Genomic DNA, 12,018 nt, shown 5'->3' on the forward strand with positions numbered 1-12,018 from the left:
ATTTCTTTTACGGAGAACGAGTCTTTAAGGACTGATACAGGGAAATGTGGTAATGCGGCTAGATAACGACCTGTCGACAACATGTTCATTAGCATTATAGCGTCGTTTCTGAAAACAACTTTTGTCTTTGTATTTTGGATTCCATAAGATATAAGCATATCCGTTGTTTGTTCCTCGAAGTAGGAAGCTATACCTAAACTAAGCCAATCCAGATCTGCAAAGTCTTCGTTTTTCAGGTTTTTTTGTTTGTAATAGGATGATTTTGCCCGCAAAAAATACCTATTTTATCCTCAATAATAAGTTCGCGATGGATATTTATGGCTCTTTTATCAGAGGGTTGTGGAGCTATGATAATATCAAACTGATCATCTATTAGCCCTTGTAAAGCTGTTGAAGGATTTTGGCAGGTAACGGTAAGGGCAATATTTGGGTGCTCTTGAAGCATTCTTTCAATGATGATAGGTAATATTTTTATTGCTAGAAGTGGCCCTGAGGCAATACGTAAATTAAGTGTGATACCTAATTTATAGCGAGATACTTGTTCCTTTGCTGAACTTAACCTTCGGGTAATTGCTCTACCTTCTCTAGCTAAAGCTTCTCCCATGGGAGTACTTGATACTCCAAAGCGGCTTCTTGTAAACAGCTGTGCACCAGCTTGCATTTCAAGTGTGGCCATGGCCCTTGTTAAAGTAGGTTGAGCGATATTTAAGTGTTCAGAGGCAGCGGTAATTGAGCCTTTTTCTAGAATGACGGATAGATAAATAAGATGTTTTGATTCCATTGATTAGGACCTATAAAGATGTTTTTGTAAATCCATGTTGCAATATCGGTTATCCGATGTCATTTTCTTTTTTTCATGAACGCCATTAGCTGGAAAATTAACACATTCATTGAAGATGCGCGCGCTGCATTGACTGCATCTTTCTTGATTTATATGTCGTAGTAGTTCCGAAATCGCGTCTTTTGTATTGTTTGTTAGATAGCGTACTAGAAATGAGTTGTAGATAGGCATAGATTTAATTTCATCCAGTACCGTGCCTTTGAGGGAACATATCTTGACATTACAACCTAGCTTCTCAATTCTATATACTTCAGATTCAAGAAAATGGACACCTGAAGCATCCATAAAATTAATGCCCTTTGCAACTATGATTAGGTGTTTGGTATTGTTCTGAATGATTTTCCCTAATTCTTTTTGTACGTAGTCTACAGAGCCAAAATATAAGGATCCATCAATGCGAATAATTTTAATTTGTGGGCAAACGTCTAGTGAGTATCGATGGATATTACGAATAATCCTATTTTGGATGTCTTGTATGGGGGCAACCTCAATGATTTTTGGCCTCGATGTACGGCGAAGATAAAAGCCGATAGATAAAATAATTCCCACATAGATAGCAAATTCTAGCTGAATAAATAATGTCGAAAAAAAGGTTCCAATTAGAATGGTTGCCTCTGCATAGCTTATTTTTAATATCTCAATAATGTCTTTTATATTGATTAAATTCCAGGCGATTAACAGCACACTTCCAGCCATGGCTGGAAGTGGTAAATAAGAGGTAGCTGATGGAATAAAGGCAATGATAAGAGCGACAATGATAGCTGCATATACGGCTGAAAATGGACTGACCGCACCAGCATCAAAATTAGCACCAGAACGTGTAAAAGAACCTGAGCCTCGGGTAGCAAGAAAAAAACCACCTATCAAATTTGACATGCCTTGCCCTATGAACTCTTGGTTACCATCAATAATTTGTTTTGATCTAACTGATATTGCGCGAGCAATAGATACGGCTTCAATGAGTCCAAGTAAGGCGACAGCAAAAGCACCAGAAAATAGACTGGAAATGCGTGAAGATGATAAATCTGGTAGGGAAAACGATGGTAGCGTACCTGACATGCTTTCAACCATAACGACACCATAATTTTGACCATTTGCAAAAAAACAAATTACGCTGCCTATAATCATACCTATTAGTAAATTTGGTAGTCTTTTATTAATTAGTTTTATTGCTATTGATGTTGCCAGTGTTGCGATACCGATAATTAAAGCGTAAAAATTTACTTCTTCAACATGTTTTAAAATTGCACCAATTTCTTGAATAAAGGATAGGCGTGATGCGACCTCTATTCCTAAAAGATGCTTTATTTGACTTGTTGCAATAAGTAGGGCTGCTCCAGTGGTAAAACCGACAATAACGGTGTGAGAAATAAAATTTACTAATGCCCCTAACCTAAGAGCACCCAATAAAAATTGTATTAGTCCGGTTAAAAAAGAGAGCGTTACCACGATCAACATTTGTTCGGTTGTAGAAGAATAACCTATTTGATGAACAATCGATGCTACGACAATAGATAATGCGGCAGTAGGGCCTGAAATCATATGGAATGAACTACCAAATAGCGCAGCCACGGAAGCAGAAACAATCGCAGTATATAAGCCAATTTCAGGAGGAAGCCCTGCAATATAGGCATAAGCTACACCTTGAGGCAAGACCAGTACCGCGCCTGTTATACCTGCAATGAGGTCTTTTTTTACTGTTTCAGGTGTTTGTTTTTTTGCCCATATTAAAAAAGGGAATAGAGTCGATATAATGGCATTAAGCATTGATTTCTCGTTATGTATGAAAAGTTTTTTAATTTTTATTAAAATGCTTAGCAAACTTCAAATAAATTTATTTCTACTAGGCTTGGTTTACGTATGCCTATACCGATAAACATTCGTTCAGTTATCCATTGAAATTCTTCAGCACTGGTTTCAAATTTAGGAGAGCATCTAAAATATACGTCATTTGGATTGACGGTTTTACCTTCTTTAATCATTTGTGTTAACTCTTCAGATGCGACACGAATAGCTTCATTTTTTATGTAGATTCTTTCTCCTTTGTCCGTCTCTATAATATATCGAGCATCTAGATGAGTAATCCTTGGAGAAATAATAAGTTGATAATCAGCACCGCCAGGTAGAATTTCCCCTTTCCAATTTTCACCTATTACTTTTCCACCTAAAATAGGAATTAAACGGCGCTCTCCATGGATTGATCTTCCGATTTCTTGAGGTTTATCAACCTCGATTTCTAAACTGGCGAAAAATTTTAATTCAGGTGATTTCACTTTATATCCCTCATTATTTTTATACTTTTTTAAGTTTTGCTTTCGCTTTCACACACATCCATCGTATCTATGGCGTTATTAATTATTACAATGATACTAAAAATTAGCTTTTGTCAAGACTGTTTCTGTCTAGTTCACATCTTCCCTCTAGTATTCATTTTTGATTGATTGGATGTTTATAATTCTATTTTACGAATGTTTTGGGAATGGAGTAGATTGTCTGCAGCTAAACAAAAAAAATAAAAGGTAAGCGGAGAGGCAAATGTATAATTCTAAAAAGCTTTTACGGAAGAAGTTGTCTACAGCTGGCATAGTATTGGCTGGTATCTTTTTTGGCTCTGCGAGCTATGCTCAGCAGATTGGTATGGAGACAGCATCATCAAATAGTCTACTTGGTATGATCCCTCAAGCTATGGCACCCTATTGGTCTAAAGCAGGTGTTGATATTCAATTATCAACGGGCCAGACATTAACCAAGTCACTTCTTAAACTTGCGCAGGGTAGCTTAGACTCTGCCGCCGTTCCCCCTTCAGCATTTTCTGCGATGCAAAGAGGAGAGGGGCCATATATAAAGATGTCGAATAAAGCGAAGGACATGTCTCATAATGTACGTGCTTTATTTACCATTCCTGGCAGTTATTTTCATGCTATTACTCGAGCCGATTCGGGTATTAAAAGCTGGCCCGACGCCAAAGGTAAGCGGGTATTTATTGGACCTCCAGGAGGCTCGGCTAATCAGCAAATAGTAGCATTGGCTAAAGCGGGTGGGGCTCGATGAGGGGGATTATGAACCTATAAAGGCACCTTGGGGAGCGGCAACGCAGAGCTATCAAGATGGCCAATTTGATGTTTACGTTGGTACTTTTGGTCTAGGATCTCAATCTGTTACCGAACTAAGTTTATCTAGTGATATTCGGATACTTAGTCTTTCTGGTGAAAAAATGACTCCCAATAAAGATTCAGGCATGCAAGCTGCTGTGATTCCTCCGAATACATATCCAGGTCAAGTAAATGATGCTCCAGCGATTACATGGCAAACGGTAATGATGATGGCAGTCAGAAAAGATATTGCGGATGATGTTGCCTATAAATTAACCAAATATTATATCGAAAATCGTCTTACTTTAGCAGAGTTAAACTCTAATTTTAGAGATTTACCAGTTACTGATTACTTTGCAGGAGTTAATGCACCATTGCACCCTGGTGCTGTGCGTTATTATCAAGAAATTGGTGTTGAAATTCCTGCTGAGCTAATGCCTAAGTAGTTATTAAACTTTCCCATTTATTTGTTGTATTAATTAAATGGAGATATTTGTCTCCATTTAAGGGAGTTTTTATGTCTTCCTTTTCTTGTTCGTTGCCAAGGGTTGTTTCTTCAGTCATTGGCATACTAAGTTTTATCATTTGTATATATGGTCTTGCTAATGTTATGCCTGCTATTGGAGATTTTCGTATAGGACCATTTCCAATGGTATTTTTTCGTGCGACTTTTTTTGCTTTGTGTATTGTAACGATTGCACTTGCTATGTGTGAAAGTTATTTGAATGGAAAAGCAAATGTATTTATTGCTTTATTAAGTACCATTTTGATGTTCGGTATGTTGTGGTGCTGTTGGTCTTTTTATCGGATTAGCAGTGAACTGGACGACGGCATGTTTCTGTTTGGCTCATATGAAATGTGGATTGCTGTGTTGGCATCAATCAGTGCATTGTTTTTTTGCTGGCGAATTTGGGGCGTTCCCGTTGCTCTACTTGGTGTGATTGGGATTTTGTATATGGCGACTGGACAGTATTGGCCCGGTCCATTGCAGACAGTTAGTCACGATGTTAATGAAACCTTAGCTCAAAACCTTCTATACAGCTTAGATACAGGTATTTTGGGTAGTACTTTTGCCATCGTTACGACAACCGTGTTTCCTTTTATTATTCTTGGCGCTTTGTTGGAAGGTGTGGGTGCGGGCGATTCAATGATTCGAATTGCTTTTCACTGGATGCGAAAAACAGCGGGTGGGCCTGCGCATGCAGCTGTTTTATCTTCTGCTCTGTTTGGTACTGTATCGGGTAGTGCCGTAGGGAATGTGGTTGGGACGGGTGTTATTACTATTCCGATGATTAAGCGCCGAGGCTTTTCTGCGAATTTTGCGGGAGCTGTGGAGGCATCCGCTTCCACTGGTGGTCAGATTATGCCACCTATAATGGGGGCTGCAGCCTTAGTGATGGCGGACTTTGTCGGCGTAAACTACATGACAGTTATTATTGCTGTGTTAGTACCATCAATCGCTTATTACGCCAGTCTATTCGCTATGATTGTGTTTGAATCTCGTCGTTTAAATATTAAAGCGGATGACGAGTTTGTGGGGGTAGATAAGCCAAATAAACAAGATTATTTAAACCTTTTATTAATCTTTATTCCTTTAATCATCATTGTCGCATTGTTGTTATATGGGCTATCTCCATCAGGCGCTTCCATTGCGGCATTGGCTTGTTTGTTGCCGTTAAGTTTGATCAATCCAGCCATTAGGGCTACCCCCGTTAAACTGATAAGCAGTCTATGTGTTGGTGGTAGAACCTTCGCTGGTTTATTGATGGCTATTGCGGCTGTAAGTATTGTGATTTCAGCATTATCAGCTACAGGCATACCTGTGAAGTTCAGTGTTCTGTTATCCAGTGTTATTTCGAGGCTCATTATTGGTTTCGTTATTAATAGCTGCCTTTTGCTGTATCGTTTTAGGCATGGGGATGCCAACTCTCCCTGCTTATGTGACGGTTGCTACTATAGCAATACCTGCAATGGAGCTTCTTGGGTTGGCACCTCTTACGGCTCATATGTTTGTATTCTTCATTGCGGTAGGGTCGGCTATAACGCCACCTGTTGCTATTGCAGCCTTTGCTGCCGCCAGTATTGCGAAAGGTGGACCTATCGGTACTTCCGTTCAAGCATCAAAAGTTGGCATCATGATTTTTATTATTCCATTCACTTTTGCTTTCAACCCGATGTTATTAACCGTGGCTGATTCAGGTATTCCTTTCGATTTGGTTTCTTGGATATGGTTATTAATAAAACTGGCTGTTGGTATTTTATTAACGGCAACAGCATTGACTGGTTTTCACCTGCGTAAATTGCATTTTTATGAAATTACAGCTCGCTTAGTGGCTGCCGTCATGTTATTTGCCCCAGGAATTCTGTGGGATCAAATAGGTATTTCATTAGCCATCTTTTTATGGGGCTGGCATTTACGTCATAACTTAAATTTATCAAAAAGATTTAAAGGAGCAAAACAATGACCAATATTATATATATTGTCGCGGATGACCTTGGCTACGCTGATTTAGGATGTTATGGGGGGCGTGAAGCACAGTTTGGTAAGGTGTCACCAAATATCGATAAGCTGGCGGAAGAAGGCATGATTTTCTTAGAAGGGTATTCCAATTCTCCAGTTTGCTCACCTACACGTTTTGCTTTGATGACTATGGCTTATCAATATCGTTTACGTGGCGCACTAGAAGAGCCAATTAGTAGTAAAAGTAAAGGTAGTGATACATTAGGTCTTCCTCCACATATCCCTACTTTACCATCTTTGCTGAAAAAGGCGGGTTATCACACTGGGTTGATGGGGAAATGGCACCTTGGATATCCTCCACACTTTGGCCCTAGATCTTCGGGCTATGATGAATTTTTTGGAATTATGGCGGGTGGGGTCGATTACTTTTCACATAAAAGCGGTTATGGCGACCATGATCTTTGGATAAATGAAGACGAACACAAAGAAATAGGTTATTTGACTGATCTTATTTCTGAGCATTCTTTAGATTTTATTAATCGTCGGGCAGAAGAAAAATCAGAGCAACCGTTTTTCTTGAGTATTCACTATACGGCCCCTCATTGGCCATGGGAAACCCGAGATGATGCGCATTTAGCTGATAATCTTTCTACCTTGTTCCACCTTGAAGGGGGCAATATCCATACTTATCGAAAAATGATTCACCATATGGATGAAGGCATTGGTCGTATTATGGCGGCTTTGGAAAAACATGGAATGACAGACGATACACTGATTGTCTTCACAAGCGATAACGGGGGGAGCGTTTCTCCGATAACTGGCCTTTAGTTGGAGGGAAAATGGATCTAACTGAAGGGGGGATTCGTGTGCCTTGGGTTGTGCGTTGGCCTAGCGTAGTGAAAAAAGGCCGTGTGAGTATGCAGCATTGCATGACCATGGATTGGTCGCGCACATTGCTTGAGGCCGGAAATGGGCAGTTCGATCCAGACTATCCAGTTGATGGCGTATCATTAATGCCTGTCTTAACTGGAGAGGTTGAATGCTTTGAACGATCTTTGTACTGGCGAATGAACCATCGTAGCCAACGAGCACTACGTGTTGGTGATTGGAAATATCTAAAAGTTGATGCGCATGAGTATTTGTTTAATGTAACAAATGATGCACGTGAACGTGCAAACCTAAGCAAAAAGTACCCTGAAAAATTAGCGGAGATGAGACAGCAGTGGCTTGATTGGAATGCAACAATACCAGCTATACCTGAAGATGCTTTAGTAAATATGGGTTACAGCGTTGCTGATATGCCACAGCGTTAATACTTATTATTGATAACGGCGGCGTTTTAAATATTCGTCGCTGATTATAAAAACTTATAGATTACATATTATTCAGAGCAATAAAAATAATAAAAGGTTACTCATAATGGTCAAATTAAATTTCAAAATGGCGTTGGCTTTGTCTGTAGTTACTAGTGTGAACTCTCATGCTAGCACTGTATTAGATTCCATTAAAAATGGTACTTTTTCCGGTGGACTTTTCAATACTCTAGAACTTGGTAGTAACTCTGGTGCTAGTGGGGTTGGTGCCAATAATAATGCAAAAGTATTAGGGTCTGCATTGACCTTAGATTATGTCACTGGAGATTATTATGGCTTCAATATAGGTGTCGGATCTGAAACTGGTTACGACTGGGGGATACAGGATAGTGATACAGCAACAACCGCAGGTGGTGAAAATGATAGTCGAGTAAATGTGAACGCTACAAATTTGTATCGAGCCTTTATTAACTATCGTTTTAATAGTGCTTTAACCAATACACAAATACGGGTTGGTCGACAAGATATTACTTCACCTCTACTCATGACTAGTGGCGCATTTCCTATGAGAGATTCATTTGATGCCGTAGTGATTGAGAATAAGGATATACCGGATACAATCTTGCGTGCTATGTATGTAACAAAATGGAATATGCGATATGGTGATGATAATAACGGTTCTGTTACCCAAACAGATAAAAGTTATGATAATCCATTAGTCTCGTTCTATTTAAATAATAAAAGCATAGATAATTTAAATATTGAGGCTCAATGGCTTCAGAATGATAATGATGAAAATGCAGGGGATCCACCAGCAGCCGTAACAGCTAAGAACTATGATACGACTTTTTTAGCGTTGGATTACAATATACCTAATAGCTCTTGGACGGTAGGTGCTAAAACATTATCAGCGAATTTTGAAAACAGCGCAGATACTGGCTACCAAGGCGCCTTCGTAAAAAATACCTTCAACGGTGTTGGTGTTCAGTTGGCGTATACAACTGTGGATGATGCGGCTAATTTTCCTGGTACTTTAGGGCATGTTCCAATGTTACGATCGTATAATCCTGGTATGCAAGGTGAATATTTTGCAGGCTTAAAAACGACTTCTATTGCAGCAAACTATGGTTTTAACATTACCGGTTTTAAAGCGACTCTTGGCTACACGACTTGGCAACAAAGCGTGGAAGGTATAAAAAATAGCCGTGGAACTGATTTGGATGATGGTTATGAAGCGTCATTACGCATTGATTATAAGTCCCAAGAAATTAAAGGTTTGTCTACAGTAATGCAGTTGTCTTATATTAATTATGATCAAGATGTTGCAGATGATTCATTAACGATATTACGGACTTCCTTGAATTATCAGTTCTAATGTTAAGTGCGATTTCAATTAATCAATAAACTAATCACCTTTGCTAGCTCAGGTCTAATTTATCAGTATTTTTTATATTTTCTGATTTTAGTCTGAGCTAGATTTTTTTCAATTCAGCTCAGCCCTCTCTCCTAAAAAATTGATAAAAAACTCCAGTGCTTCTGGCAACGAACCATCGGCAGATTCTAGATTTTTGCCTACCTAACCAATGCTTTCCTGTATTCTAATTTGTTTACCAGTAAGCCCCTTTTATTGGCGGGGTTGGAAAATAATGGTTTCGCTTTGTCGCTCAAAAGGAGCCAATACAGTATTCACATTGCTTAGGTTGGTGTTTGAGTTATCAATCAGGTGACCTCTTAGTACGCTAAAATCTGAGCATCTTTATGTGCCAGCTTCTAACTTTTATGAATTGATGTGGTAAGGTGTTGTCGATGGCGTACTGCTTTGTGGCATAAAAAAATCGGCTTAATTAAGCCGATTTTTTAGAAGTGCTTTGGAACGCTACATCGTAAAGCGATCTACGAGAGATTTAAGCTCCAGTATTTTATGGCGCAGTTCATTACTTCCTTGTCGGTTTTTATCCGACACTTGTACCACTTGCAAGCTTTGCTCTGAAATAAGTTCAACACGCTGCGAAATATCTTGACAAACTTGGCTTTGTTCTTCTGTAGCTGTGGCTATCAGAGTGTTCATGTCCATGATTTTACTAACAGAGTCGAGAATTTCTGTGAGTGCGTCACTGGCCTGACGTGCTTTAAGTACGGTATCTTCGCTTTGCGATCGACTGTCTAGCATAGATTGTACGGCCGCTTCAGTTGCACCTTTTAGTTGCTCAATAATGTGTTGAATATCGCCTGTACTTTGTTGTGTTTTGCTTGCCAGTTGTCGAACTTCATCCGCAACGACAGCAAATCCACGACCTTGCTCTCCCGCTCGCGCGGCTTCGATTGCGGCATTCAGTGCCAATAGGTTGGTTTGTTCGGCAATTTCCTGAATGACATTGAGAGAAGAGGAAATGTTGCTGACGTTGTTTTTCAGCTTGTCCATGACGCTGCTTGTTGATTCAAGTTTGTTTGCTAATACAGAGACTGAATCAACAGCGGAGTCGACAGTTGACATGGCTTCTTTTGCTTTGTTATCCGCCGATTGGGCAGCCGAAGCGGCACTGGAAGCGTTTTCAGATATGTCATGTGCTGTCGCTGTCATTTGTGTTACGGAAGTCGCGACGAGTTCGGTTTCTTCTCGTTGTGTACTTGATAAGCGATCAACTTGGTTAGAGCGTTCAAGCATGTGTCCCGTTTCATGGTTGATGGAATCACTGTTAACGCGCAGTTGACGAATAATATTTTGTAAGTTTTCTACAAAACGATTGAAGTTTTTACTAAGTGACGCGTATTCAGGAACCGAGTAAGGTTCCATCCGAGCGGTTAAATCGGCATCGCCATTCGCAAAACGAGCAATGGATTGGTCAAATTGGATTAAAGGTTTCAAAATACCACGGCTAAACAGAATCGCGAGAATAATCACCAAGCATAAAATACCTGCGCCAATCGAAGCCATTAGGAGAAAGCTATCATCCATTTTTTGTTTGGATGCATTGGCCATCTGTGCGGTGATGGCATCGATATCATCAATATAAAAAACCATACCGATGGTCATGTCCCATTGGGACTCGTAAATAGAATAACTCAGTTTCTCTAAGGATACTTTACTGCCAGGCTTGGGAAAATAGTAACTTGAGAATCCACCACTATTTTTAGCTTGTTTGATGAGATTTTGAATTGAGTAGTTGCCCTTGGTGTCTTGTAAGTTCCAGAAGTTTTTACTTATATACGCACCCGTATTACCTAGGAAGTAACGATTACCTTTGCTGTCGTAGCCAAAAGCATAACCATTGTCGCTATATTTAATCTGAAATAGTTGAGCAATCACATCTTTTAAGCCTGCCTTATTCTTTTTAAACTAGCTTAAAGAAGAATTAATAATTTCAATGTAGGTTTCTAACTCTGCATGTTTTGGTTTTGTTAATTTTTTTAAATTAGCTCTTTTTGGTTTTTATTTGGGTTGGACATTTTTTATGGGATATAAAAATTATCCAAAATGTAATTAATAGTAAAGGTAGTATGGATAACATATAAACGCACAGTTTAACATTCAGTTTTTTCCATGGATTTCCTTCTATCCTAGAATTTTTATGGTGAGTAATAATGCTCATAATGTTGATTGTTATATCTTATAAAAATATCAAACAAAAAATATGTGTTCTATGATTTTTTAATTATTCAATATTATATTGCAGGGATGTTGAGTGAAAGGTATTATGGTTTTTAGAACAGCGTTTTCCTAAAATTATATAGAGCTTCATACTGGATGATATTAGAGCTTATTGAGTCAATTGCAATCGAGTGGCATTGATATGGTGATTTTTACCTGATGAATCAGGTGTCATAAAAATCGACAGGTAACTATTTTCAGAGAAAAGTTCTTTCTTGAAGTTGGCTGTGGCCCTAAGGTGAATAATCATAAGGCTTTGATTGGTAGAGAACGTATTTATTTTAATTAATTAGTGAATTTTGAAGTGATTGTCACTGGGTCTCGTGATTCATTTGGCTATGTGTTGCAGTGTTATGAAGAAAAAACCGGAGTGACATTACTGTATAAACCTGCCTTTGGGCAGTTGATGACCACATTACGTTATGTGGAGGACGGCTACGGTGTTTAGTTGTCACCCACTTCTGATTTTTCATTTGCAGTAATCAAAGCTGATACAGGCAATAGAAATTATTGAGCCGACTTTTTGGCGAGAAGTATGCCTATTCAATTCGGCGGAGCGATCACAAACAGCTTTGCTGAATGCGGTATCCCCCTGATTAAAGAAGTGACGAAAAGCGAATACAATGTAGTACGCTGGCAAGGATAGGTCATTGAAGCGAATC

General features: G+C 39.0%; 11 protein-coding genes and 2 pseudogenes. 9 read left to right on the forward strand and 4 right to left on the reverse strand.

The window, feature by feature from the left end:
- Positions 1-232: 232 nt before the first annotated feature.
- Genes AC0L6V_RS01330 through AC0L6V_RS01340 form a run of 3 tightly spaced genes read right to left on the reverse strand, consistent with a single transcriptional unit; the run spans position 233 to position 3,114 of the window.
- Complete coding sequence (locus tag AC0L6V_RS01330; protein ID WP_418138691.1) at positions 233-781, reverse strand: LysR family transcriptional regulator; 549 nt, start codon at positions 779-781, stop codon at positions 233-235.
- Between the two features lie 3 nt (positions 782-784).
- On the reverse strand, positions 785-2,608 hold the full coding sequence (locus AC0L6V_RS01335; RefSeq protein WP_418138692.1) for a SulP family inorganic anion transporter: 1,824 nt from the start codon (positions 2,606-2,608) through the stop codon (positions 785-787).
- 47 nt (positions 2,609-2,655) lie between these two features.
- Positions 2,656-3,114, reverse strand: coding sequence for a DUF3237 domain-containing protein (locus AC0L6V_RS01340; RefSeq protein ID WP_265216942.1), 459 nt, complete (start codon positions 3,112-3,114; stop codon positions 2,656-2,658).
- A gap of 262 nt (positions 3,115-3,376) precedes the next feature.
- On the opposite strand from AC0L6V_RS01340, the gene AC0L6V_RS01345 reads away from it, so the two are divergent.
- The 8 genes and pseudogenes from AC0L6V_RS01345 (at position 3,377) to AC0L6V_RS01380 (ending at position 9,082) form a co-directional block, all read left to right on the forward strand.
- Positions 3,377-3,892: a TAXI family TRAP transporter solute-binding subunit gene (locus AC0L6V_RS01345; protein ID WP_418138693.1), complete on the forward strand. Its 516-nt coding sequence runs from the start codon at positions 3,377-3,379 to the stop codon at positions 3,890-3,892.
- Complete coding sequence (locus tag AC0L6V_RS01350) at positions 3,879-4,379, forward strand: TAXI family TRAP transporter solute-binding subunit (RefSeq protein ID WP_418138694.1); 501 nt, start codon at positions 3,879-3,881, stop codon at positions 4,377-4,379. Before AC0L6V_RS01345 ends, AC0L6V_RS01350 begins: the two co-directional genes overlap by 14 nt.
- 410 nt (positions 4,380-4,789) lie before the next feature.
- Positions 4,790-5,734: pseudogene (locus tag AC0L6V_RS01355) on the forward strand (TRAP transporter large permease subunit); the annotation flags it as partial.
- Positions 5,735-5,852: 118 nt separating this feature from the next.
- Positions 5,853-6,062, forward strand: a pseudogene (locus tag AC0L6V_RS01360) (TRAP transporter large permease subunit); the annotation flags it as partial.
- A 57-nt stretch (positions 6,063-6,119) separates the two neighbouring features.
- A complete protein-coding gene (locus tag AC0L6V_RS01365) occupies positions 6,120-6,398 on the forward strand; it encodes a DUF3394 domain-containing protein (protein WP_265217761.1) in 279 nt (92 codons plus the stop codon).
- Positions 6,395-7,222, forward strand: coding sequence for a sulfatase-like hydrolase/transferase (locus tag AC0L6V_RS01370; RefSeq protein WP_418138695.1), 828 nt, complete (start codon positions 6,395-6,397; stop codon positions 7,220-7,222). Before AC0L6V_RS01365 ends, AC0L6V_RS01370 begins: the two co-directional genes overlap by 4 nt.
- 11 nt (positions 7,223-7,233) lie before the next feature.
- The gene (locus AC0L6V_RS01375; protein WP_418138696.1) at positions 7,234-7,707 is read left to right on the forward strand and encodes a sulfatase family protein; all 474 of its coding nucleotides are present in this window, start codon (positions 7,234-7,236) and stop codon (positions 7,705-7,707) included.
- Between the two features lie 106 nt (positions 7,708-7,813).
- Positions 7,814-9,082 (forward strand): hypothetical protein, encoded by a 1,269-nt coding sequence (locus tag AC0L6V_RS01380; protein ID WP_265216947.1) that lies wholly within the window; start codon positions 7,814-7,816, stop codon positions 9,080-9,082.
- A gap of 501 nt (positions 9,083-9,583) precedes the next feature.
- On the opposite strand, the gene AC0L6V_RS01385 is transcribed toward AC0L6V_RS01380, so the two are convergent.
- Positions 9,584-11,014: a methyl-accepting chemotaxis protein gene (locus AC0L6V_RS01385; protein WP_418138697.1), complete on the reverse strand. Its 1,431-nt coding sequence runs from the start codon at positions 11,012-11,014 to the stop codon at positions 9,584-9,586.
- 634 nt (positions 11,015-11,648) lie between these two features.
- Here AC0L6V_RS01385 and AC0L6V_RS01390 point away from each other — a divergent pair.
- Complete coding sequence (locus tag AC0L6V_RS01390) at positions 11,649-11,804, forward strand: hypothetical protein (protein WP_409419248.1); 156 nt, start codon at positions 11,649-11,651, stop codon at positions 11,802-11,804.
- Positions 11,805-12,018 lie beyond the last annotated feature (214 nt).

This window comes from Marinomonas sp. G8-14 (genome assembly GCF_055808935.1).